Annotated in this window: 23 protein-coding genes; 12 read left to right on the top strand and 11 right to left on the bottom strand. The window is 46.2% G+C overall.

Features of this window, described 5'->3' with window-relative positions; genetic code table 11:
* Nucleotides 1-37 precede the first annotated feature (37 nt).
* A complete protein-coding gene (locus BM058_RS02120) occupies nucleotides 38-1156 on the bottom strand; it encodes a D-alanyl-D-alanine carboxypeptidase family protein (RefSeq protein WP_090925580.1) in 1119 nt (372 codons plus the stop codon).
* 196 nt (nucleotides 1157-1352) lie between these two features.
* On the opposite strand from BM058_RS02120, the gene BM058_RS02115 reads away from it, so the two are divergent.
* The 6 genes from BM058_RS02115 to BM058_RS02090 all read left to right on the top strand — a co-directional run bounded on the left by BM058_RS02115 (nucleotide 1353) and on the right by BM058_RS02090 (nucleotide 6950).
* Nucleotides 1353-1967 carry a copper resistance CopC family protein gene (locus tag BM058_RS02115; RefSeq protein WP_177195391.1) on the top strand — a complete coding sequence of 205 codons (615 nt, stop codon included), beginning with the start codon at nucleotides 1353-1355 and terminating at the stop codon, nucleotides 1965-1967.
* Nucleotides 1968-1985: 18 nt separating this feature from the next.
* The gene (locus tag BM058_RS02110; RefSeq protein WP_090925388.1) at nucleotides 1986-3131 is read left to right on the top strand and encodes a copper resistance D family protein; all 1146 of its coding nucleotides are present in this window, start codon (nucleotides 1986-1988) and stop codon (nucleotides 3129-3131) included.
* Nucleotides 3132-3198: 67 nt separating this feature from the next.
* Nucleotides 3199-4131, top strand: a complete 933-nt coding sequence (locus BM058_RS02105; RefSeq protein ID WP_322787869.1) for a DNA polymerase IV — start codon at nucleotides 3199-3201, stop codon at nucleotides 4129-4131.
* A 131-nt stretch (nucleotides 4132-4262) separates the two neighbouring features.
* The gene (locus tag BM058_RS02100; RefSeq protein ID WP_090925386.1) at nucleotides 4263-4628 is read left to right on the top strand and encodes a DUF2512 family protein; all 366 of its coding nucleotides are present in this window, start codon (nucleotides 4263-4265) and stop codon (nucleotides 4626-4628) included.
* A 14-nt stretch (nucleotides 4629-4642) separates the two neighbouring features.
* A complete protein-coding gene (locus BM058_RS02095) occupies nucleotides 4643-5515 on the top strand; it encodes a manganese catalase family protein (RefSeq protein ID WP_090925579.1) in 873 nt (290 codons plus the stop codon).
* Between the two features lie 133 nt (nucleotides 5516-5648).
* On the top strand, nucleotides 5649-6950 hold the full coding sequence (locus tag BM058_RS02090; RefSeq protein ID WP_090925385.1) for a Glu/Leu/Phe/Val family dehydrogenase: 1302 nt from the start codon (nucleotides 5649-5651) through the stop codon (nucleotides 6948-6950).
* A 76-nt stretch (nucleotides 6951-7026) separates the two neighbouring features.
* Here the strand turns inward: BM058_RS02090 and BM058_RS02085 are convergent, their stop codons facing one another.
* Nucleotides 7027-8463 (bottom strand): aldehyde dehydrogenase family protein, encoded by a 1437-nt coding sequence (locus tag BM058_RS02085; RefSeq protein ID WP_090925384.1) that lies wholly within the window; start codon nucleotides 8461-8463, stop codon nucleotides 7027-7029.
* Nucleotides 8464-8477: 14 nt separating this feature from the next.
* Nucleotides 8478-10118, bottom strand: coding sequence for an acetolactate synthase large subunit (locus BM058_RS02080; protein ID WP_245736786.1), 1641 nt, complete (start codon nucleotides 10116-10118; stop codon nucleotides 8478-8480).
* Between the two features lie 149 nt (nucleotides 10119-10267).
* On the opposite strand from BM058_RS02080, the gene mbcS reads away from it, so the two are divergent.
* A complete protein-coding gene (mbcS, locus tag BM058_RS02075; protein ID WP_090925382.1) occupies nucleotides 10268-11854 on the top strand; it encodes an acyl-CoA synthetase MbcS in 1587 nt (528 codons plus the stop codon).
* Nucleotides 11855-11894: 40 nt separating this feature from the next.
* On the opposite strand, the gene BM058_RS02070 is transcribed toward mbcS, so the two are convergent.
* A complete protein-coding gene (locus BM058_RS02070; RefSeq protein WP_090925381.1) occupies nucleotides 11895-12464 on the bottom strand; it encodes an NADPH-dependent FMN reductase in 570 nt (189 codons plus the stop codon).
* A 185-nt stretch (nucleotides 12465-12649) separates the two neighbouring features.
* On the opposite strand from BM058_RS02070, the gene BM058_RS02065 reads away from it, so the two are divergent.
* A complete protein-coding gene (locus tag BM058_RS02065) occupies nucleotides 12650-14011 on the top strand; it encodes an alanine/glycine:cation symporter family protein (protein WP_090925380.1) in 1362 nt (453 codons plus the stop codon).
* Nucleotides 14012-14108: 97 nt separating this feature from the next.
* Here the strand turns inward: BM058_RS02065 and BM058_RS02060 are convergent, their stop codons facing one another.
* Both BM058_RS02060 and BM058_RS02055 read right to left on the bottom strand, forming a co-directional pair.
* Nucleotides 14109-15074: a 2-hydroxyacid dehydrogenase gene (locus BM058_RS02060; protein WP_090925379.1), complete on the bottom strand. Its 966-nt coding sequence runs from the start codon at nucleotides 15072-15074 to the stop codon at nucleotides 14109-14111.
* Between the two features lie 1007 nt (nucleotides 15075-16081).
* Nucleotides 16082-17764 (bottom strand): methyl-accepting chemotaxis protein, encoded by a 1683-nt coding sequence (locus BM058_RS02055; protein WP_177195390.1) that lies wholly within the window; start codon nucleotides 17762-17764, stop codon nucleotides 16082-16084.
* A 227-nt stretch (nucleotides 17765-17991) separates the two neighbouring features.
* Between BM058_RS02055 and fumC the strand changes: the two genes are divergently transcribed.
* Nucleotides 17992-19380: a class II fumarate hydratase gene (gene fumC / locus BM058_RS02050; protein WP_090925377.1), complete on the top strand. Its 1389-nt coding sequence runs from the start codon at nucleotides 17992-17994 to the stop codon at nucleotides 19378-19380.
* Nucleotides 19381-19431: 51 nt separating this feature from the next.
* On the opposite strand, the gene BM058_RS02045 is transcribed toward fumC, so the two are convergent.
* Both BM058_RS02045 and BM058_RS02040 read right to left on the bottom strand, forming a co-directional pair.
* Nucleotides 19432-19617, bottom strand: coding sequence for a hypothetical protein (locus BM058_RS02045; RefSeq protein ID WP_245736785.1), 186 nt, complete (start codon nucleotides 19615-19617; stop codon nucleotides 19432-19434).
* Nucleotides 19618-19766: 149 nt separating this feature from the next.
* Nucleotides 19767-20318 carry a phosphatidylglycerophosphatase A family protein gene (locus tag BM058_RS02040; RefSeq protein ID WP_090925375.1) on the bottom strand — a complete coding sequence of 184 codons (552 nt, stop codon included), beginning with the start codon at nucleotides 20316-20318 and terminating at the stop codon, nucleotides 19767-19769.
* A gap of 142 nt (nucleotides 20319-20460) precedes the next feature.
* On the opposite strand from BM058_RS02040, the gene BM058_RS02035 reads away from it, so the two are divergent.
* The gene (locus BM058_RS02035; protein WP_245736784.1) at nucleotides 20461-21192 is read left to right on the top strand and encodes an alpha/beta hydrolase; all 732 of its coding nucleotides are present in this window, start codon (nucleotides 20461-20463) and stop codon (nucleotides 21190-21192) included.
* A 5-nt stretch (nucleotides 21193-21197) separates the two neighbouring features.
* The gene (locus BM058_RS02030; RefSeq protein ID WP_090925374.1) at nucleotides 21198-21626 is read left to right on the top strand and encodes a GNAT family N-acetyltransferase; all 429 of its coding nucleotides are present in this window, start codon (nucleotides 21198-21200) and stop codon (nucleotides 21624-21626) included.
* Between the two features lie 48 nt (nucleotides 21627-21674).
* On the opposite strand, the gene BM058_RS02025 is transcribed toward BM058_RS02030, so the two are convergent.
* A complete protein-coding gene (locus BM058_RS02025; protein ID WP_090925373.1) occupies nucleotides 21675-21914 on the bottom strand; it encodes a hypothetical protein in 240 nt (79 codons plus the stop codon).
* A 194-nt stretch (nucleotides 21915-22108) separates the two neighbouring features.
* On the opposite strand from BM058_RS02025, the gene BM058_RS02020 reads away from it, so the two are divergent.
* On the top strand, nucleotides 22109-22588 hold the full coding sequence (locus BM058_RS02020) for a CotY/CotZ family spore coat protein (protein WP_090925372.1): 480 nt from the start codon (nucleotides 22109-22111) through the stop codon (nucleotides 22586-22588).
* A gap of 46 nt (nucleotides 22589-22634) precedes the next feature.
* Here the strand turns inward: BM058_RS02020 and BM058_RS02015 are convergent, their stop codons facing one another.
* Nucleotides 22635-23099, bottom strand: a complete 465-nt coding sequence (locus BM058_RS02015) for a hypothetical protein (protein WP_090925371.1) — start codon at nucleotides 23097-23099, stop codon at nucleotides 22635-22637.
* 189 nt (nucleotides 23100-23288) lie between these two features.
* Nucleotides 23289-23375, bottom strand: coding sequence for a YjcZ family sporulation protein (locus tag BM058_RS02010; RefSeq protein WP_090925370.1), 87 nt, complete (start codon nucleotides 23373-23375; stop codon nucleotides 23289-23291).
* Nucleotides 23376-23391 lie beyond the last annotated feature (16 nt).

Below are 23391 nucleotides of genomic sequence, written 5' to 3'. Positions count from 1 at the left end.
AGAAAGGTGAACTATTCTCCAAAAAGATAGACAGCGATCAAATAACAATATAATTTAATAAAGAGGTAAAATCCAACACCTGAATAATCCATTGACTATTCTGAGACTGTTTTTTGCCGTCTTCTGATGGCTCACTTGATTTTATTGTCCTCTTCTTGCTGGAAGTTTTATTTATTTTTTTAAGTTCTTGTTCAAAAAGAACTGTTCCATTTTTGTTTTCAATTATTAAATCACCTTCGCGAATATATCTGCTAATTTCAAAATCTTTGGGCACAGTAAAATATCTTTGTTTTTTAAGTTTATACTTATTTTTTTTCTCATCGTTATACACTTTATCTTCAGATAAAGTTTTCAGCGTGTAATTACTAAATCCAAAATCGAGTAGGGCAGTTGTATCATTGTATGCGCTCTGAGAAGTTCGAGCACCTAAGGTCACAGCAATTAAATCCATACCATTACGTGTTGCAGAAGTTACGAGTGTATAGCCGGATTCGGGAACGTAGCCATTTTTTATACCGGTCACCCCTTTGTAATTTCCCAGCATTTTGTGATGATTATATATGGTTGTTTTCCAGCCTTCACCGTCCCATTTAAGTTGTTCTGTGCTAACAATTTCCCTAAATATGCTATTTTTCATTGCATATTGAGATATTTTTGCCATATCATAAGCCGTTGTATAATGGTTTTTATTGAATAATCCATGGGGATTTGTAAAATTCGAATCGGTTATACCAATTTCCGTTTTAACAAAGTCATTCATTTTTTCAGCAAAAGCTGTTTGACTTCCGGAAAAATGCTCAGCAATAGCTGTTCCAGCATCATTGCCCGAATTAATAAGAAGCCCTTGGACCAAACGTTTTAGTTTCACTTTTTCATTTTCTAATAAATAGACACTAGTCCCATGTGTCTCAGTTGCATTTTTGCTTACCGTAACAATATCATTTAAATTTCCTTCTTCAATAGCAAGTATACCTGTTACGATTTTTGTAATGCTTGCGGGATACATTTTCTTTTTTGAATTTTTATCATAGAGTATTTGACCGGAATTTGTATCTATCAAAATGGCCGATTCACTCATTAGACTTGGCCTATCCTCTGCTTGAATCGGTGATGTAAAGACTACTGAAAAATATAGAAGAAAGATTAATAAGATCATAGTTATCCATTGGCCCTTCAATACTAACTCTCCCATTCAATTTTGAACTTATTTTTAATTTTTGATAATGTCCTTCACTTAAAATATAAAAATATTTAACATGTACAGTATAAACATAAAATTAATCTATGAAAAATTACGTCTATGTTTCATTGTAATGACAATGAATAGAGAAGTAAGGGAATGGAGGTCTTTCATGTTAAAAAACAGATTTTACTTTTGGTTACTATCAGCGTTATTTTTTGGGTTCTTATTCCCAATAGATGGAGTTGAAGCTCATTCAGTACTGGAAACTGCTACACCTGAAGATGGAGAACAACTAGAGGATGCTATAGACAATGTAAAATTAACTTTTAGTACTAAAGTTGAAAAAGGCAGTACACTCCTTCTCGAAAAGGATGATGGAGAAGAGATAGAACCAACCTCTGTGGAGATAACAGATAATGTATTAGAAGCTTCTTTTGAAGAATCTCTTGAAAGTGGTTTGTATAAAGTCCATTGGAACATTATTGGTGCGGACGGGCATCCAATTGAAAACCAGTATTCTTTCACTATTTCAATGAATGAAGCTCAAGATGTTCAACAGGAAGAGGATCAAAATAGTGAAAAAAAGGACAATAATTCTAATGTTGATAGTGAAACAACGACACAAAATAACAAAAACGAAAACCCAGAACCACAAAATGCTAGGGAACAAACCAGCAATGATAGGGATCAGATAAATATCGGGGCAACTGGATTTATTGTGGTGCTGTTTGTTGCAGGGTTACTTTTACTTGTTTGGATCTTATTCAATAATAGGAAAACATAAAAGGAAAGGAGTAAAGGGATGCTTGTCGTTTCTATAACAGAATTTTTATTATACATTAGTTTTTCTATTCTTATAGGATCTTTGATTATTTCATTGATTCCTGAAAATAGAAAACCTCCAATATACATACCAAAAAAATTTCTTATCTTAGCAGCAAGTTTAATACCTTTAGCAGCCTTCTTTCCAGTATTTCAAACTGCTAAAACACTTGCAGGAGATATGGATATTCAATTTATTTTAACAAACGTTCTCTTCACATTCGAAATAGGAAAAGCTTGGTTGCTCCTTACGATCCTGTCCGTTATTTTAATTATTATATTGTCAGTTATGGGTGATAAAAACAACAAAAATTTAACCATCACAGGACTAATTCTTACATTATTCATCCTTCTTGCCTATACCAGGTCAAGTCACGCAGCAACGATTACAGAAGGACAAGGATTTGTTGTCCATACTCTTCACTTTCTGGCTGTTTCCATTTGGATAGGAATCCTCTTTGTTGTAAGTTGGTTTTCCAAAAATAAAAACAACTGGCCCCATTTTTTGCAGTGGTATACTCCCGTTGCCATAGTATGCCTTTTCATCACTTTCATTGCAGGCTATTTTACCATGCAGATTGACATCAACTCCTATGACGATCCAAACGCAACGATTTTTCAAGAATATCAAAACGCACTCTTAGTCAATTACGGGCAAGCATTGATTTTGAAGCACATCTTTATTATTTCATTAGTAGCATTTGCAACCATTAACGGTGTTCTATTTAGAAAAAAACATAATCACCCTACTTTCAACCCCTTAATATGGGCAAAAATGGAAAGTGTTTTTGGTCTAATTGTATTTGGACTAACTGCTTTTATGGGTCAATCATGGCCGCCGCACCAAGTTTACAGTTTAATAAAAGACCAAGGAGCTTCTCCCCTTTTTAATGTCCTATATGACGGAGAAATAATAAATACGATACAGAACTCCAACGATATTAATGTTTTGAATGTTTCATTATCACTTGGTGTTGAAAGTATCATGTTATTCCTTCTAGGGTTATTATTTATGGTCTTAACCATAATTGCAGCTGCCAGAAAGTCTGCGTTATTTCCTTCTTTTCTTTCTTCTTTACTAATGGTTTTATCATTTTATTTAGGAATTATGACTGGAATTGTATAAATTACTTAACTTTTAGTAATAAAAATACATGCCTCTTTAAAAATCGTAGACAAATAATTAACAAGCTATTGACAACAGAATTGATGAAATTTTCGTGGAAATGACCCACGTGCTCCATCCGGATGAAAGCCCGGAAGAAGCTGCTCATCTGTTGAAACGACGGGTGAAACGAATGCTCGGTGTGAACGCCCGGGTCGGCATTGGACCGACCAAGGTGCTCGCCAAAATGGCCTGTGACCACTTTGCCAAAAAGACACCTGATGAAATATTTACTCTCTCTGCTGCCAACCTGCAGCAACAGCTGTGGCCCCGTTCTGTCGGTGATTTATTTGGCGTCGGCAGGAAAATGGAAGCACACCTTCGCAGCATGGGCATCCGCACGATCGGGCAGCTGGCTGCCTTTCCGCTGGAGCAGCTGAAAAAACGCTGGGGCATCAACGGCGAACTTATCTGGCATACGGCGTACGGACGGGATTCTTCACCGGTTGCCACCGACACCCATGTCCACCGTAAAGGAATCGGCCACCATATGACGCTGACGCGCGATTATTACAGCTGGGATGACATTCGTGTCGTCCTGCGTGAACTGAGCGAAGAAACAGCACGCCGGGTGCGGGCAGGCGGATACATAGGGTGCACGGTGTCAGCTGGAGCCGGCGGCCATGATTTTGATTTCCCAGCCGGCTTTCACCGTCAGGAGAAACTGTTGGATTATACGAACGATGGAACGGTCATTTATGAGGCGGTCTGCCGCTTATTCCATGAGCATTGGACTGGATTTCCCCTCCGCAGCGTCGGTATTACACTGGATCAGCTGATTCCCGATACGTTCCGCCAGCTTTCTTTGTTTTCTCCGCTTCAGGACAAAGAAAACCTGAACCACACCATTGATCATCTAAAACAACGCTTCGGCAGTGCCGCCGTCCTCCACGCTTCCTCCCTTACAGCGGCCGGGCAGGCTTTACTGCGGGCGCAGAAAATCGGCGGACATTACAAATAAAGAATACTGCGAAACATCCCTCTCCGGCATTTCTCCAGCATTTGAAAGATAACGCCGTCCTTCCAATACTTCCCGCTGCATAAACCGGATCCTTCTGCACAATCCTAAGCTTGATGAAAGGGGGAAGGCTCGTGAACCATGTCATAGCACTCGGCATTAAAGCCGTTCTTACATTCCTGATTCTCCTTGCTGTCCTGTTACCATCGGGGGGATATCCGTTCTGGAATACAGCCGGACTGGCCCTCATTGTGACAGGTACTGCCTACATCATCGGGGATTTATTTATATTAAAAGCGACAAATAATACCGTCTCCAGCATAGCTGATATCGGATTGTGCACATTAGTGATTTGGTTCGCCGGACCGTTTATTCTAAAAGGCCCTGTTCCTTTCATTGCAGCGCTCACTTCCGGGATTCTTATCGGAGCAGGAGAATGGCTTTTTCATAAATATGTTATCAATGCTGTTATTTCTAAAAATCCAAAAGTGTATTCTTGAAAGGAGCGTTTATCATTTTTTATCACAAAAAAGAACTTCAGTATCATGCAAAACCCGATAAACCGGATCCCGTTTACGCCAAAAAGCTCCAGGAAGTACTCGGAGGGCAGTTCGGAGAAATAACCGTAGCTATGCAGTACCTATTCCAGGGCTGGAACTGCCGGGGAAATGAAAAATACCGGGACATGCTGCTTGATATAGGAACCGAAGAAATGGCCCATGTCGAAATGCTGACGACCATGATTGCCCAGCTGCTGGATTCTGCACCGGTAGAAACCCAGGAAACTGCGGCCGAAGACCCTGTTTTGAAAGCAGTCATGGGTGGCATGAATCCCCAGCATATCATTGTTTCGGGGTTGGGAGCCCAACCGGCTGACAGTGCAGGCTATCCGTGGAATTCAAAATACACAATTGCAAGCGGTAACCTGCTGGCTGATTTCCGTGCTAATTTAAACGCCGAATCCCAAGGCAGACTGCAGGTCGTTCGTTTGTATGAATCCACCACCGACCAAGGTGTGAGAGACATGCTGTCTTTTTTGATCGCCAGAGATACGATGCACCAAAATCAATGGATGGCTGCCATAGAAGACTTGGAGCAGCAGCAGTCCGTTGTTGTCCCTTCCACTTTTCCAAAAGAAAAGGAAAAACAGGAAGTGGCCTATTCATTCATGAATTTTTCCGAAGGAACCGAAAGCCAAACCGGACGCTGGGCCGGCGGGACAAGCATGGATCAGCAAGGTACATTTGAATACGATGGGAACCCGCAGCCTATGGGACAGGTTCCTTTCCTGCATCCTGCTCCCCCTTATATTCATGATACCCCTCTTTCTACAGACCAACATGTGAATGAAAAGAACTCGCCTGGAGAAAATAATACGGGGCTGTAGAACCAATAACAGGAACTACTCTGAAAAGATGGGTTTTCTTCATCTTTTCAGACTTTTCTTATAGAGAAGGGAAAGAGTCTTCTGCATTACTAAGGAAAAGACTGTATTTCAGAAGAAGGAGGATGGTTTTTCATTGCAATCAAGAACTGACAAAGCAGAGGCTGATATTACCACCCATCTGAAAAATCCATATGACATTGTTCAGGGACTATTGGAAGATGCCACTACTGCTCTGGGGCTGAACGAAAATGTGTACCATTTACTGAAACAGCCGATGAGGATGCTTGAAGTTTCCATTCCTGTCCGTATGGATAGCGGGCGAATCGAGAATTTCACCGGATACCGCTCCCAGCATCTGGATATTCTCGGACCGACCAAAGGAGGCATCCGATTTCATCCTGATGTAAACGCGGACGAGGTCAAAGCGCTGTCTATCTGGATGTCTTTAAAGTCGGCTATTCTCAACCTGCCGTTTGGAGGGGGGAAAGGCGGCATCATCGTCGATCCGGATAAACTTTCCGAACGTGAACTGGAAACATTAAGCCGTACCTATATCGAAAAAATCACCCCCCTTATCGGTCCTCAAAAAGATATACCGGCACCTGACATAAATACAAGCCCGAGAGTAATGGGCTGGATGATTGATGAATACGACAAACTGCGCGGCCATAATATACCAGGAATGCTGACAGGCAAACCCGTTATTATCGGGGGTTCGGCGGGAAGACTGGCCGCCACAGGACGCGGGGTGGCAATTACTATTCAGGAAGCAGCTGCCTTCCTTGGCATGGAACTTGATGGAGCCACAGCAGCCCTGCAGGGATTTGGCAATGTCGGCAGCATGGCGGCTGAATTTTTATACCAGCTCGGGGTAAAAATTACCGGTATCACCAACGCCCACGGCGGCATCTATAACGCAAACGGGCTCGATATTCCAGACATACAGGAATTCGTCAAAAAAGGGAATAAGGTTCACACGTATCCCGGTGCCGAGTCTTTAACAAACGAAGACTTATTCGGACTTCCTGTCGACATTTTTATCCCGGCAGCCGTGGAAAATCAAATTACAAAAAATACTGCTCCAGCCATCCAGGCAAAAATAGTGGCAGAAGCTGCTAACGGACCAACCACACCGGAGGGCGATAAAATAATGGAGGAAAAAGACATTTTCGTCATCCCGGACATCTTGTGTAATGCCGGGGGGGTGACGGTCTCCTATTTCGAATGGGTCCAGAATGCAATGAATTACTACTGGAAAGAAGAAGAAGTCAATGCAAAGCTGACCGAAAAAATGAAAGAAGGATTTCAGAAGGTTCTCGACATACGCAGGGAGAAAGAAGTTCGGATGCGTCAGGCCGCCTATACTGCCGGTATTGGCCATATTACCAAAGCCTTCTATGCCCGCGGATGGATCGAAGAACCATATGACACATGACACAAAAAGACGGAGCCGGCGAAAAGTACCCGGCTCCGTCTTTTTGTGTTATACCATCTCCGCTTTTTCTTTTCATTTACTCCTCTTCCAAACGAATACCAATAAATTTCAGCTCCGTCATGTCTTCGAGCGCGTACTTTACTCCTTCTCTGCCGATACCACTCTGCTTGACTCCTCCGTATGGATGGTTATCCTGACGGTAGGTTGAAATGTCATTGATCCACACCCCGCCGGTTTCCAGTTGATCGGCTGTGCGGAACGCGCGGTTAATATCTGTTGTAAATACACCGGCCTGCAGCCCGTAAATAGAATCGTTTGCCAGTGAAACGGCCTCCTCCTCCGTTTCAAATGGAATGACCGATACAATCGGAGCAAATACTTCTTCGGCTGTGACTTTCATATTGGAGGTCACGTTTGTCATAATCGTCGGCTTCAGCATGGTTTTGTTCCAGCTTCCACCAGTCTGAACAATCGCACCTTTGGCTGCTGCATCTTCAATCCACTGATGGGCCCGCTTTGCTTCATTCTCGTTTATCATCGGGCCGATATCGGTCGTTTCCTCTGCTGGATTCCCGACGTTTAAGCTCTCGGTCTGTTGTACATACCGATCCAGAAACGTTTCGTATATTGTACGTTGGACGTAAATTCGCTGGGCGGAAATACAGACCTGTCCGGAAAACGCAAACGCTCCTTTAACGAGTGCCCCCACCGCATGGTCCAGATCGGCATCTTCAAAAATAAGATTAGGGGAGTTGGATCCAAGTTCCAGCGTCACTTTCTTGAAACCCGCCTCTTGCTGGATTGAACGCCCCACCGGCAGGCTTCCGGTGAACGTGATTTTCTGCACCCGGTCATCTCTGGTCAGCGGAACACCCGTCTCTTGTCCCGTACCGATAATCAAGTTCAGCACCCCTTTAGGAAGTCCCGCCTCCTGCAGCAGCTGTACCAGCTTATACGCAGACACCGGTGTTTTTTCTGCCGGCTTATAAACGACAGTATTTCCCGCAGCCAGAGCAGGGGCGATTTTATGCAGCGACAGATTTAACGGGAAATTAAACGGCGTAATGGCTCCGACTACACCAATCGGCTCCCGCTTTACAAATCCTTTGCGGCCGGATCCCCCGACCGCTGCGTCCATCGGAAGCACTTCACCGGTCATGTGTTTCGTCTTTTCCGAAGCGAAGCGGAGTACCTGAATGGATCGATCTATTTCTGCTCTGCTGTGGCGGATCGGTTTTCCGGCTTCAAGCATAATCACTTCCGCAAATGATTCGGACCTTTCCTCCAGAAGATCAGCAGCGCGGCGGAGAATGTCAGCCCTTTCATGAGCGGCCATCTGCTTCATGACAGTATGGAACGTATCTTTGCTGTTCTGCACCGCTTCTTTTACATCCTGCTCGTCTGCAGGAAGCAGCTCGGCCACATATTCCTCATTGTATGGGTTTTTTACATACATTGCCGGCTGGTTGGATTTCATTCTCTCTATGCCGTCAATGATTGATCCAATCCTCATTTACCATGTCCTCCCTAACAAAGGATATCTCCAAGTTTTTCAGTCAGTTTCATGTTCTCACCGTAATCGACCGGACAATCAATCAGTACCGGCTTCTGCAGGGAAACAGCTTCCTTCAGAGCAGGCTTTAGATCTTTTGGATGATTGATACCATATGCTTGTAGTCCGTAAGCCCGGGCGAGTTCGATAAAATCCGGATTGCCAAAAGAAATATGGGAAGTACGCTCAAAATGACGTTTTTGATGCCATTCAATTAAGCCGTAGCCGTTGTCTCTCCATAATAAAATGATGACCAGCAGATTTAAGCGCACAGCAGTTTCCAGTTCTGCTCCTGTCATCTGAAAACCGCCGTCTCCACAGACCGCAACAACCGTCCGGTCCGGGCGGACCATTTTAGCCGCGACAGCTCCCGGTACAGCAACCCCCATCGAAGCAAGACCATTCGAAATAAGACATGTATTGGGCCGGGAGGTATGATACATCCGGGCCATCCACATTTTGTGTGCTCCCACATCAGAAATAACAATGTCCCCTTCGTCTAAAACGTTCCGCAGGTCAGCAATGATTTTCTGTGGTTTAACCGGGAAATCCTCACTCTCCTGAAACGAGGATAACTCCTCAAGAGCCTGGGTACGTACATTTTTCACCCAATCGATATCTCTTGTTCGAGAAGACAGAGACTGAGCAAGAGTTGTCAGGTTCCTCCGGATACAACCGGTAACCTGAACGGCTGCCGGATAGTACGCATCTACTTCTGCCTCCTTTCCGTCTACATGCAAAATTGGTGTCCGGCCGTCAGGGTTCCAGTTTTTGGGCGGGTATTCCGCCATATCAAAGCCGACGGTGATAATCAGATCGGCTTCTCTGAATCCACACGTGATATAATCATTTCCGCTCAACCCGGCCGTGAGCAGATTTCTTTCGTGATCGCGCGGCAGAGCCCCTTTTCCCATAAACGTATGCACGACAGGGATATGCTGCTTTTCAACGAGTTCAAGAAGTTCCTTTGCCGCACCGGCTCTGGCCACACCGTTGCCGGCAAGAATTAAGGGATGATCCGAACGGTGGATGATCTCGAGTGCTTCGTTCATATTCTGTTCTGACGCTTTCATTTTTGCAGCCGATCGAACGGGCAGTGGAGAACCCTCTGCTTCCATCCCGGCCACATCTTCGGGAAGGTCAATATGAACCGCTCCCGGCTTTTCCCCCGTACTCTGTTCCACCGCTTTTTGAACAATCTCCGGAATGGTATCGGGTGATTTCACCTGCGTATTCCATTTGGTCACCGGCTTATACATCGAGACCAGATCATAATGCTGATGCGATATTTTATGATGCCTGTCAAGTCCCGCCTGCCCCGTTATGGCAATCAGCGGACTGTTATCCATATTCGCATTGGCGACCCCGGTCATTAAGTTAGTGGCTCCGGGACCAAGCGTCGCCAGACACGCTGCCGGCTTCCCGGTTAAACGCCCGTAGGTTCCCGCCATAAAAGCAGCTCCGGTTTCGTGCCTGGTCACAATAAACTCAATCCGGGAGTCCATCAGCGCATCCATTACATCAATATTCTCCTCCCCCGGTACACCAAACATATATTCCACTCCCTCGTTTTCGAGGCATGCAAGAAGCAGTTCCGCTGTTTTCACATCGTCCATCCTTTCCAGTTCATATTATTATGGTAGTTTCTGCAGAAATATATATTTTAAACATCACGGCAGAGATGGATACTGCCATTTTGATGTTTTTTTCAGGAAAGTTTCTAGTATAATGAAGATGATATTCCAACACGAACGGAGGATACGTTGTGAATCGTCAAGACTTAATTGCACCGGAAACATACAATATTACGGATGACCTGGAGAAATTCTCCGGGGAGGATACAAGAACAGCAATACGTTGGATGGATGAAAATGGAGAAAGAAGAGATATGTCTTACGCAGCATTGGTTCAACAAACGAATCAGTATGCCAATGCTCTTCTCGAGCAGGGACTTCAGAAAGGAGACCGTATGCTGCTCATGTTTCCACGGATGCCGGAAGCATACGTGATTCATCTTGCCTGCCTGAAAGCTGGCATCATCGCCGTTCCCTGCTCTGCTATGCTTCGTGCCAAAGACCTTGTGTACCGTGTTCAGCATGCAGAAGCAAAGGGCATTGCCGCTTTCTATAACGTGACGGAAGAAATGGACAGCATTACAGAATCACTCCCGTCACTTGAGTACAAGTTTGTACTCGGCGGGGAAAAAGAAGGCTGGCAGACGTTTGAACAGCTGGCGGAGAAGCATTCAGAAACATACCACGGTGAAAAAACGAAACGGGAGGATATCGCATTTCTCTCCTATACATCCGGGACGACCGGTCATCCTAAAGCGGTAGTGCATACCCACGGATGGGCTTATGCGCACGTTCGTACGGCAGCCAGGGAATGGCTTGATGTCCGGGAAGGAGATGTCGTCTGGGCGACTGCCGCCCCCGGCTGGCAGAAGTGGATCTGGAGTCCGCTGCTCTCTACCATCACTCTCGGAGCTACCGCCTTTGTCTACCACGGCCGATTTGACCCCAAAACGTATCTTGAACTGCTTCAGAATGAAGGAGTCAATGCTCTTTGCTGCACCCCGACAGAATACAGGTTGATGGCAAAAGTTGAAGAACTTGAGCGTTACGATCTAAGTGCACTGCGCAGTACGGTCTCCGCGGGCGAGCCTCTGAACCGGCAGGTCATTGAAACATTTAAAAAGGCCTTTAACGCGGACGTCCGGGATGGATACGGGCAGACTGAAAACACCCTGCTCGTCGGGACGTTAACCGGAATGGAAATTAAGCCGGGGTCGATGGGAAGACCAACACCTGGAAATCCAGTCGATATTATTGATGAAAACGGTGATCCGGTGCCTGCAGGAGAAGCCGGTGACATTGCGGTATATAAAGACTGCCCTGCACTATTTAAGGAATATTTCAAAGAACCGGAGCGCACCGCAGACACTTTCCGGGGAGATTGGTATCTCACCGGGGACCGGGCGTACAGAGATGAGGACGGGTATTTCTGGTTTGAAGGACGAAGCGATGATATTATTATCAGCTCCGGCTACACCATCGGGCCGTTCGAAGTGGAAGATGCCCTGAACTCGCACGAAGCTGTTAAAGAATGTGCCGTTACTGCCAGCCCGGACGAAATCCGCGGGAACGTCGTCAAGGCGTTTGTCGTGTTGAAAGAACAGCCTGCCCCGGGAACAGAAGAAAACTTGAAAAAAGAACTGCAGAACCACACGAAAGAATTAACCGCTCCATACAAATATCCACGCAGGGTTCAGTTTGTCGACGAACTGCCGAAAACAAATACCGGCAAAATCCGCCGCATCGATCTGCGCCGGAAGGATCCGGATCGGAATTAAAATAAAAGCTGCTCCTTTCATTCAGGAGCAGCTTTTATTTTTATGTTGCGCTGTTCATCGTGTCGATCCATTTATCGAAAGCTTCAAGTGCCTCATACAGTTTGGTTTTTGTACGTTCATCCTGAAGCTCGCCGGTTTCATCGAGCTTATTTGGAACTTTGCCGATATAGAGTTCCGGCTGCTGAAGGACAAAAGATCCGGCTGCAGCCAGTGTCTGTTTCACCTGTGCCTGGGAAAAAGCCGTCCCGAGCGGAGTCGGGGAAGCACCGAGCACATACACCGGCTTCTCATCGAGCACGTTTCTATTGCTCACACTCGCTGCCCAGTCGAGTGCATTTTTTAGTACCCCCGGCATGCCGTGGCTGTATTCAGGCGTCACAATAAGAAAACCGTCCGCTTCCTTGACAGCATCCTTGAAATCCTCTACCGCTTCCGGGTCACCGTTTTCCTCCAGATCTGCGTTGAAAAGAGGGATATGCTTCAGGTTAAAAATCGAAATATCCATTCCTTCCGGCGGATGTTGAGACATTTCCCGAAGGATGCTGCGATTAAAAGAATTCTGCCTGAGACTTCCTGCAATCCCCACTATGTTCTTATTATCTGTTGTCATCGTCGGCCTCCTCTGTTCCTTTATTACTCAGCGTACCATATCCATAAAAAAGATAAAAAGGCACAGAGTGGGCATTTTTTTATGTTACATCTGTTTCCAATCTGATATATTAGCTGTATCCTTCATCTTTAAAATGAAAAAAAGAATATGTTCAGTGATGGCTTCATCGCACGTTAAAGGGGAGAATGTTAATGAATGTACAAGAGATACTCGGAACAATCAGTGATTTTGTCTGGGGACCGCCGTTTTTAATTCTACTCGTCGGTACCGGCATTTTTCTTACAGTGCGGCTTGGATTCCTGCAGATTTCCATGCTTCCATACGCACTGAAACTCGTTTTTCGGAAAAAAGATCAATCATCCGAAGGCGATATTTCCCACTTTCAGTCTTTGATGACGGCTCTTGCTGCAACCGTAGGCACCGGAAACATTGCCGGAGTGGCGACCGCCGTTGTGGTAGGCGGTCCCGGTGCGGTACTTTGGATGTGGGTGTCCGCCCTGTTCGGTATGGCGACCAAATACGCTGAGGCGATTCTCGCCGTCAAATACCGGATAAAAGACGACAACGGAGAGATGGCGGGCGGACCGATGTATTATATTGAAAAAGGACTCGGCTGGAAATGGCTTGCGGTATTATTTGCGGTTTTTGCCATAGGGGCATCGTTTGGAATCGGCAACACCGTTCAAGTGAACTCCGTAGCAGAGGTTCTTCAGTCCAATTGGGGTTTTCCTGATTTGGCTACCGGGATTATATTAATGATCCTTGTAGGAATTGTTATTATTGGAGGGATCAAGACGATTGGTAAAGTTGTCTCGATCATCGTTCCATTCATGGCAGTGCTGTATGTAGCAGCCGGTCTTGGGATCATCCTATTTCACTTGGAGGCCGTCCCTGCAGCCGTTGGTTTGATACTATCAGACGCCTTTACCGGTCAGGCAGCAGCCGGCGGAGCAATCGGAGTAGTGATTCAGATGGGGGTGGCCCGGGGCGTGTTTTCAAACGAAGCGGGACTTGGGTCCGCCCCCATCGCAGCCGCCTCTGCTAAAACAGATTATCCGGGACGGCAGGCTCTCGTTTCTATGACTCAGGTGTTTATCGATACGATTGTCATCTGCTCGATAACCGGCATTGCCCTTGTCATGGGAGGACTTTATCAAGGTCTGGGATCGGATGTGGAAGGCGCAGCGCTTACATCAGCCACGTTCGAATCCTTTCTCGGGCCGGCGGGCTCTCTCATTGTGTCCATCGGACTGATTTTTTTCTGTTATTCCACGATACTCGGCTGGTCATATTACGGAGAGCGCTGCATCTACTACCTTACCAAAAAGCCTGTTTCAATCCTCACGTACCGGCTCGTGTTCACGGCTGCCATTTTAGCCGGAGCCGTGCTTAATCTGGAGACCGTCTGGGCGATCGCGGACGTGATGAACGGATTGATGGCCGCTCCCAACCTGATCGGACTGCTCGGACTATCCGGCATTGTGGTGGCAGAAACCACCCATTTTCTGAAAGTAAAACGGCAGGAAGAGAGCGCATCCCGGCAGTAAACGCAGCACAACAAGCTCCCGCCTATCTTTCATGATAAGCGGGAGCTTGTTTTGGCAGAAACTTTTCTTCCCACCCGGTAGTTCTCTCCTGACCTGATTATACAACTTTATTGGAAACCGTATCTCCTCGCAGACCTTCCAGAATATGATCAGCTGTCATTTCGGCCATTTTCTGTCTGGTGTCCTCACTGGCACTGCCGATGTGAGGAAGAGCGGTGACATTGGGGAGAGTGAGAAGCGGGTGATCGGCGCCAATCGGCTCCTTTTCAAACACATCAAGACCGGCGGCGCGGATCTCACCTGCCTGCAGTGCTTCATAAAGCGCCGTTTCATCCACCACTGCTCCGCGCGAGGTGTTTATAAGAACCGCATTTTTTTTCATTTTCTGCAGGGCATTCCCGTCAATCAAATGATGGGTTTCTTTTGTATATGGCGTCTGTACGCATACAAAATCGCTGGTGGTTAAAAGCTCATCCATACCGGCATACGAGGCACCAAGCGACTCCTCGACATCAGGTTTTGGGGAGCGGTTGTGATACACGATGTCCATGTTAAAGCCTGAAGCGCGTCTGGCCACGGCCTCCCCGATACGCCCCATACCGATGATTCCAATCCTGGCATGGTGAATGTCCCGGCCGGTCAAAAAGAAAGGTGCCCAGGCTCCCCATTCATTGTTTCTAATGACATCTATTCCTTCCGCGATCCTTCTGGCAGACGCCATCAACAGTGCAAATGTTAAATCAGCGGTCGTTTCTGTCAGAACATCTGGTGTGTGTGCCACCTGGATCCCCTTATCCGCCGCGGTCTGAATATCGATGTTATTATAGCCGACAGCCATCGTCGCAATGACCTTTAAGTGTTCGGCCTTGTTCAGCATCTCGTTATCGATGTTGTCAGAGACATTGCAAAAAAGAGCGTCGGCATGTTTTATTTCTTCTTCCAGCCGGCCCTTTGATACCGGGATATCTTCATACTCCCACATCGAAACGCGGCATGATGCTTCCAGCCGTGCTTTGATATCTTCAGGCATGCGTCTTGTGATGAATACATAAGGCTCGTCCATGAACGTTCCCCACTTTCTCCAAGATTTTCAATACCTTCATCATAATATAAAAGAGTACGGGACAAAAGAAAAACAGGCGGAGGAAAACGCGAATGTTTTACGGCACTGTTCAGTAGTAAATCAGCGGAGTCAACATGCGTTGTCTCCTGCTTAGGACAGCTTGAGCCGCGGGCACCCCGCAGAATGTGCGGTCAGATCGGCGACCGCACGTAATGTACTTCCACAGGATAATGACGTTTACGAGTGCGCGGAACCACCTAAAGTGCTTTCGGAATCATTCATAGTGACGTTTATGGGCGCACCTGGTACTCTAAAGTGCCTCTGACGATGCGCCTAACGACGTTTACGGGTGCGCAGAACTCTCTAAAGTGCCTTGGGACTATTCATCTCTCCTTTCACGCAGCGACACGGGCTTTTGCTGCTTCGGAACGTGCGTTTTCCCGCTGAACGCAGCCTCGATCCGCTCATGATGACGTTTGCGGGGGCACAGAACTCTCTAAAGTGCTTTATGAATCATTCATAATGACGTTTAAGAGCACACCGGACTCTCTAAAGTGCCTCTGGCGACATGCCTAACGACGTTTGAGAGCCTGCGTGATACCCTGAAGTGCCTTGGGACTCATTTCCAACGAACGTCCGTCCACCCAACCTGAACGCAACAAACAAATGCCTTTATTTTTCTGCATTCGTACTGACGGAATTGGTCTCTTATTCTCCGTTATACCGGCTGGCATCATGATACCCTCGCGGAGCAGTTCAGGTGTGATATCGATTCCTCCGGCAAACGGAGCCTGGAACGTCCGGAATCCGCCGGATTCAACAAGCAGCTGATACGGCAGGACCGCGCCCGCGAGCCCTGGCGAATCGATGCCGCCCTTGTACTCCGGAGTGAAAGCGAAGTATGTTGGCGCAGCGGTGTATCTCCAAAACGAAGAATACCGAATGATTTTTTAATCATTCGGCATTCTCCGTTTCTTACAAAGGTTTTGTTCCAGTCTCAACGACGCTTACGATAATCTGAAACGGCTGACTTCTTCCTGCAGTTCCCGGGCCATCGAACTGAGATCCTCCGAGGAACTGGATATTTCCTCCATTGCCGCAAGCTGTTCTTCTGTTCCCGCTGCAACATTCTGAACGCTTCCTGCATTGGTAGCTGCAGCGTCACTCATCTCTTCTACAGCTTTGTTTACTGTCGTGGAATTGACAGACATATTGGAGGATAAGTCAGAAACGTACTTCAGACGGCTTCCGACTTCCTCTATCGAGCTTTTGATCGTCTCAAAAGATTCTCCGGCTCTATTTACCAGTGCCACACCTTCCTGCGATTCATCTGCTCCTTTTTCCATTTTTTCTACGGCTGTTTGCGTTTCGTTTTGAATGGCTTTAATCTGTGAGGTGATTTTTGCGGCGGACTGGTTTGATTCCTCAGCCAGTTTTCGCACCTCATCGGCTACAACAGCAAACCCTTTTCCATGTTCACCGGCTCTGGCTGCCTCAATTGCCGCATTCAGCGCAAGTAAATTGGTCTGCTCTGAGATATCGGTTATCGTCCCAATAATCGTTCCGATTTCTCTCGAACGTTCGCCAAGTTTTTTGATCGTCTCGGTTGTTTCCTGAGCCACATTGTTAATGATCGTCATTTGTTCGGATGATTGTGCAATTTCTTCTTTTCCTTTTTCCGCGGCTTCTTCTGTTTCCCTGGCTTTTTCTGACACGTCAACAGAAGCGGAAGCCACCTTGTCAATATCCTGTCGCAGCTGCTCCATGACAGCTGAACTTTCGGAAGCCTTGCCTTTGGTATAATCCGTCTGCTCGGACACTTCCTGTATCGTAGACGCGATTTCATTGGTGGAGGCCGATGTCTCTTCAGAACTGGCTGAAAGCTGCTCCGAGGAAGCAGCCACTCTCTCAGCAGCAGATGTCGTCTGAACGAGAAGGCCGCGAAGATTATCTGCCATCTCATTAAAATTGCGGGCCAGCTGCCCAATCTCATCTTTCGATTTTGTTTGAATGTTTTCCACCGTAAGGTCGCCTTCGGACAAGACTTTTGCTTTGGTTGAAATCTGACGAATCGGTTTTGATATTTTTCCGGACATAATGAGTGCAATGACAAGACCAATAATGGTAATACCGGCCCCGGTTGCGATGGTAATCCAGAGCAGACGATCGGCTTGGGTATCAAGCAGTGCTGCGTTGATATCAACAGAGGCCTGTTCCATCGAAATCATCCGCTGCAGGCTTTCTTTAATTTCCATTCCCTTAGGCATCAAATCGTCGGTCAGGGTGGACTCCGCGTACTCTTTCATCCCGCTGTCGTGCCGGTCAAATACATCCTTTCGCACCGATGCTTCCCAATTCTGGGACGCCGTGATGATAGAATCAAGCCGGCGCTGCTCTACCTGACCTTTCAGACTTTCTTCCAGTTCTTTGGAATTTTCGGTCAGTTCATTAAATTGTTCTTTGTACGTATTATCATCTGTGAGAATATAAGCGCTCACGGCAGACTGGCGTTCTGCAATGTTGTAAGCCAAACTCTCATAGGTCTGAATTTTTTTCATGTCATCATTGATAACGCTGCCAATTTTATCATTCATATCCTGGACAGACACAAACATAAATCCCGCATACGCGAGCAGCAGCACAAGAATAAATGAAAATATCCCCATTAACTTCGCCCGAATCGATTTCAAATACATCCCCTTCTTTCCTATTAAGTACTTCAAGCACAAGACTTTTTGCTTATATATTTTTTTATCGGCTTATACCTTGTGTTTCTTAATGTTTTTTTCGATGTATTTTGAAAAAAATACGCGGAATACTTTTCTTTCGACTGAATTTTTTCTATCCTGAGAATAGAACTATTTTACTTGCAGACATGCATGTAACACACACTGACTAGAAAACAGGAGGAACGACCATGGAGTACAGAATCGAAAAAGATACCCTCGGTGAAATGCAGGTTCCAGCCGATAAGTACTGGGGAGCGCAGACGCAGCGCAGCCTTGAAAATTTTAAAATCGGCAGGGAGACGATGCCGATTGAAGTAGTTCACGCGTTTGCTGTTTTGAAAAAATCGGCAGCTCTTGCCAATAAACGTCTTGAAGTCATCGAACCGGAAAAAGCCGAGGCGATCTCTGAGGCGGCAGATGAGGTGATCAGCGGGGATCTGGATGAACATTTTCCGCTTGTTGTCTGGCAGACCGGAAGCGGCACCCAGTCGAATATGAACATGAATGAAGTACTGGCGCGCCGGGGAACGGAAATCCTAAAAGAAAAAGGAAGCAGTGCCTCCATCCATCCAAACGATGATGTCAACCGTTCGCAAAGCTCCAACGATACCTTTCCGACCGCTATGCATATTGCCGCGGTACAGAAGGTGGAACATACTCTGCTGCCTGCGCTGCATACATTAAAATCCACCTTTGATGAAAAAATGCACACCTTCGACAGCGTCATCAAAATCGGGCGCACCCACCTTCAGGATGCCACCCCGCTTACACTGGGACAGGAAATCAGCGGATGGCACCGGATGCTCGAAAAGAGCGGGCAGATGATTCAGGAAAGCACTGCCCATGTAAAAGACCTGGCTATCGGCGGTACAGCGGTCGGTACCGGCATTAATGCCCATCCTTCTTTCGGTGACTATACCGCAGAAGAAATCACGAAAGTAACCGGCATCACATTCCGCTCCGCCCCTAATAAGTTCCACTCTTTGACGAGTCATGATGAGATCAGCTACGCGCACGGGGCTTTAAAAGGACTGGCTGCTGACTTGATGAAAATTGCAAACGATGTGCGCTGGCTTGCAAGCGGACCGCGCAGCGGCATTGGTGAAATCACCATCCCCGCCAATGAGCCGGGAAGTTCCATCATGCCGGGTAAAGTCAATCCAACACAGGCAGAAGCGACAACCATGGCCGCCACCCAGGTTATGGGAAATGACGCGGCAGTCGGCATTGCGGCCAGCCAGGGGAATTTTGAACTGAATGTATTTAAACCGGTTATTATCTACAACTTCCTGCAGTCTTCGTATCTTCTGGCTGATGCCATGACTTCCTTTAATGAGAAGTGCGCGGTCGGTATTGAACCGAATCAGGAGAAGATTGATGATCATCTCCGCAATTCCTTGATGCTTGTCACCGCCCTCAATCCGCATATTGGATATGAGAATGCGGCGAAAATCGCAAAAACTGCTCACGAAAAAGGCCAGACGCTGAAAGAAGCAGTCCTTGAAAGCGGTATGCTGTCCGAAGAACAATTTGATGAAATCGTCGATCCTTCCAAAATGGTATCTCCGAAAGAATAAACAAAAAGCGCTCGAGGAACTGTTCCCCGAGCGCTTTTTATTTTCCATACTTTACGATTCATCGAACGTATAGCGGACGACGTATTTGTTTGACTTTAGTTTGCGGATTTCAACAAGCGGCCCGAGTTCATATCCGTTGCTCCAGTTATCTTCCAGTTTGGCTTTCAGGCAGCCCGCCTGGAACTTGGAGCGGAACGTTTCTTTCCAATAGATCCAACGAGGTTGTGCTGCATTCACAAACATCCTGCTCCTTCTTTTGATCTTCGTTTCTATTTTATCCCATTACCGGGGAAAAATCACGTCATACAGCAAGTTTTTTTCGTTTATTTCGCCCCGGCTAAAAAGAAACTGTCCTTTAAGGGACAGTTTGCATCTTATTCTATTGTTTAACCGATTAGTTCTTCATCTTCCCGCTTTTTTATTTTATCATTGCTTTGGCTTTCATCGCGGTCTCTCATCCGGTGAGCCAGTCTTGCGGATGCGTTGGAAGCAACACTTGCTACAAGATCATCGAGAAACGTGTGTACTTCTTTTTCTTTACCGTCAAGCTCTTTAATAACACCGGATTTTTCTTTATCAAGATAGCCGAATGTCGTCACGGCAATGCTTCCAAAACCAAACACGGAACCGAGCGCAATCGTCTCATCCACGCCGAACAATCCTTCATCTGTATCGACCAGTGTTTGAAGCGGCTCGGACAATTGATTATTTTCAGCCAGTTTGTCCAGTTCAATGCCAACCAGAATGGCGTGCTGGATTTCCCGCTTGCCTAAAACAGCATCCGCGCTTTCATAACAATCGTCCATTGTCAGGTTTGGAGCGTATTTCGCCTGCATTTCATATACAATATCAGCGATGCTTTCTATCGTGACACCTCTTTCTTTCAGGGCATCACGGGCGGCTTTTTCTACAACATCGCTTGCTACGGGTTTTTTCATTTTAAATTCCCCCTTACTTTTAATTTTATCATATGCACAGGAAGGCTGTATGATTTCTGTTTAACAGGTTCTCTTAGTTGAACTTCGTTCTGCCCCGTGTTACGCTCTATATCTATAAAATGTCTTGAAAGGAAGCCCTGCCTTGAATGGAACAATGAAAGCTTTACCCTTTTACAGCAGTCTCCTCGATCATACTTTTGAACTTCCTGTTTATCTCCCGCCCTATTACAGTCCGTTATATACATACCACCTGGCCATCACCCAGGACGGCCGGGATTATTTTCAACTCGGTAAGATTGGAAGAAAAATAGAAGCATCTATAGAGCAGGGAGCGGAACAGACTATCGTAGTCGGTATCCCCTATCCTGACAAAATGAAGCGCAGGCAGTGGTATCATCCTGATGGCAGCAGCGTCCGGAATTATATGGTGTTCCTGGCGTCTGAACTCCTGCCATTTCTGGAACAGACGTATTCGACGTATGGCCTCCCATACGGACGGATATTAATGGGTGATTCTCTCGGAGGAACCATTTCTCTGCTGACGGCTCTGCATTATCCGAACACATTTGCACGTGTTATCATGCATTCTCCTTTTGTTAATGACGATGTTTTACAGACCATATCCCAAAATGATGCCTGGAAATCATTTGACATCTACCATACCATAGGAACCGGGGAAACAGATGTACATACAACAGACGGTAAAATCGTTGATTTTCTCACGCCAAACCGAAAGCTGTTTCACCATTTCCGGAAGGAAAACAGACATTACTATTATGATGAACTGGATGGAGCGCATAACTGGGCGGTTTGGGAAAAAGATCTGCCCCGGGCTTTACGTTTTATGCTCCAACATGATACTGGAAAGGAATGATCCCGATGATAACTGTATTTCAGGTGCAGGATGACAAACAACAGCAGGATGCGTACCATGTCCGCTTCCAGGTATTCGTGCACGAACAAAACGTGCCCGAAGAGATGGAAATGGATGAATATGACGAAACAGGTTACCACTTCACGGCGTACGATGATCATCTTCCGGTCGGTGCCGGGCGTCTTCGTTTTGTGGACAACGTTGGAAAAGCAGAACGTGTCTGCGTTCTCTCTTCTTACCGCTCCACCGGCACCGGTAGAGCTATTATGGAAAAAATGGAACAGACCGCCAAGAACAACGGAGCCTCCGGTATGAAATTGAACGCCCAGATCAGCGCAGCTGATTTTTACAAAAAACTCGGTTATACAGTTACTTCCGGGGAGTTTTACGATGCCGGCATGCCCCACGTTGAGATGAAAAAAACATGGACATGATCACTTCCCAAAATAAAAAGCAGCTTCAGGAAAAACTGAAGCTGCTTTTTATGCCTGAAAATCCAGGCGTTCTCCAATGCCATACAGTTCCTGTTCTATTTCTTTTCGTTTATTCATGACGGCTGTCTCTTCATAATGATGGATGTCATTTCTTTCATTCTTATCCTGAAATTGCGTCATGACGGCTTCCTGTACCCGGTCCACTCTGGGTACTGCCGGTGCCTGTTCTGCTCGGCGGCTTTCATAATTCACGGCGGTCTCATTATTCACAGGTGCAATATAACCCATTTTATCACCTCTCCGCTTTTACTCCGCTCATCATCTTTTGCTTTCTTTATTCTTTATATACCCGAAATTTATATTTTTAATCTTATTCCTTCAATAAAAACGCCCATTTATCATAAAATCCTCTATTTTCATACACCATTTGCGGGCTGTAGATATATGATGATAAGGAAAAGACAGCTAAAGGAGTGAATGTAATGGGATGCAGAAAACACGATGAGACTGCAGGCAGCTGCGTCTGCGATGCGGTTGCGGCCATCAAGAATGCTCAGGATCAGGTTGACAACAATGGTGGCAACTGCCGTAACAAATGCTTCGACAGCTTATTAAGTCCTGCCGGCAATAACAACGGGCTGGATACAGTTCCATTCCTTCTTCAAACAAAAACAGGCGAATATTTTTCCTCTGTCGGAGCGGTAGGCAGAAACGACTGCTTCCAAACCACTTTCTTCCGTGTGGAAAAAATTGATGAGGACAACTGCTGCGCTACCCTCTCTCTTCTTCGTCCTGATAGTGAACTGGAATTCAACAAGTGCTGCGTAGACCCTACTTCGTTATGCGAAGTGGAAGAACTCGAGCGCACCCGCTACTGCATCGAAGTAGATCTCGATTGCTTCTGCGCGATTCAGTGCTTGGATCCAAATCTTGTCGGCGACATCGATCACCACTGCAAATAGGGTAAGGGTAAACGCAAAATCAGCCGGTATAATCCGGCTGATTTTTTTATAGACTGATGATACGCATGTGGACGATATCTTTTACCTGTATGACGTTTTCTTCAAAACTTCTCCGGTCCCTGAATGTTATTTTTTCTTTTGTGGAGTCAAGGATATCTCCATGGAAGTACTGTTCATTGGTTTCACACGCCACCACCGGGTGAAGAAAGTGGGGAAGGGTTTCTATATAATGCAGAAGATCCCGGACTGTCTGCTCGGAGCTGTCGCTTTCTACTTCCAATAGGTTCTCCGGTATTTCTTCTTCATCAGGGGGATCGTCGTTCTTTTGTTCTTCTTCCGCTTTTTTGGAGCGGTTGTTTTTGCGGACACCGTTTTTTCTCCGTTTTCCCGTTCCCGCGTTTTTTTTAATGGAAACGGTCTGTCCAGGCCCGGACAATGAGGTAAATGCAGGTTGTTCGATGTAATATAACGGCCCGGTTTCCTTTTTCTGTCCATGCTCTTCCTGTTCCATTCCATCCATCCCCCTCTGCAAACAAAAGTCTTTTTCCTACTTCCACTATATGCATGTGTTTTTTATTCATTCCTGCAACAGTTCCATTTTTTCATTCGATCTTTTTTATTTAATGGATATAGACATTAAAAAAGAGCCCCGGTCCATCTTGAATGGAATCCGGAGCTCTTTTTTTGAGCAGCTTCGTTTCTAGCAAACGTAAGCGGACCCAACGATCACGAGCAGGATGAACAGAACAACGATAAGCGTGAAACTGTTGTTAAAACCGTGGGACATCAGCTATTCCTCCCTT

The sequence above is a fragment of the Salibacterium qingdaonense genome, assembly GCF_900114715.1.
Classification (GTDB): domain Bacteria; phylum Bacillota; class Bacilli; order Bacillales; family Marinococcaceae; genus Salibacterium; species Salibacterium qingdaonense.
The sequence above is the reverse complement of the archived record's forward strand: the minus strand, read 5'-3'. Positions and strand labels throughout refer to the sequence as shown.

Coding starts and splice junctions, on each gene's coding strand:
- BM058_RS02015 (WP_090925371.1), bottom strand. CDS start 23,099: ATGGAACAGGAAGAGCATGGACAGAAAAAGGAAACCGGGCCGTTATAT.
- BM058_RS02030 (WP_090925374.1), top strand. CDS start 21,198: ATGATAACTGTATTTCAGGTGCAGGATGACAAACAACAGCAGGATGCG.
- BM058_RS02020 (WP_090925372.1), top strand. CDS start 22,109: ATGGGATGCAGAAAACACGATGAGACTGCAGGCAGCTGCGTCTGCGAT.
- BM058_RS02010 (WP_090925370.1), bottom strand. CDS start 23,375: ATGTCCCACGGTTTTAACAACAGTTTCACGCTTATCGTTGTTCTGTTC.
- BM058_RS02120 (WP_090925580.1), bottom strand. CDS start 1,156: ATGATCTTATTAATCTTTCTTCTATATTTTTCAGTAGTCTTTACATCA.
- BM058_RS02085 (WP_090925384.1), bottom strand. CDS start 8,463: ATGAGGATTGGATCAATCATTGACGGCATAGAGAGAATGAAATCCAAC.
- BM058_RS02040 (WP_090925375.1), bottom strand. CDS start 20,318: ATGAAAAAACCCGTAGCAAGCGATGTTGTAGAAAAAGCCGCCCGTGAT.
- BM058_RS02115 (WP_177195391.1), top strand. CDS start 1,353: ATGTTAAAAAACAGATTTTACTTTTGGTTACTATCAGCGTTATTTTTT.
- BM058_RS02080 (WP_245736786.1), bottom strand. CDS start 10,118: ATGGACGATGTGAAAACAGCGGAACTGCTTCTTGCATGCCTCGAAAAC.
- fumC (WP_090925377.1), top strand. CDS start 17,992: ATGGAGTACAGAATCGAAAAAGATACCCTCGGTGAAATGCAGGTTCCA.
- BM058_RS02070 (WP_090925381.1), bottom strand. CDS start 12,464: ATGACAACAGATAATAAGAACATAGTGGGGATTGCAGGAAGTCTCAGG.
- BM058_RS02065 (WP_090925380.1), top strand. CDS start 12,650: ATGTTAATGAATGTACAAGAGATACTCGGAACAATCAGTGATTTTGTC.
- BM058_RS02025 (WP_090925373.1), bottom strand. CDS start 21,914: ATGGGTTATATTGCACCTGTGAATAATGAGACCGCCGTGAATTATGAA.
- BM058_RS02060 (WP_090925379.1), bottom strand. CDS start 15,074: ATGGACGAGCCTTATGTATTCATCACAAGACGCATGCCTGAAGATATC.
- BM058_RS02110 (WP_090925388.1), top strand. CDS start 1,986: ATGCTTGTCGTTTCTATAACAGAATTTTTATTATACATTAGTTTTTCT.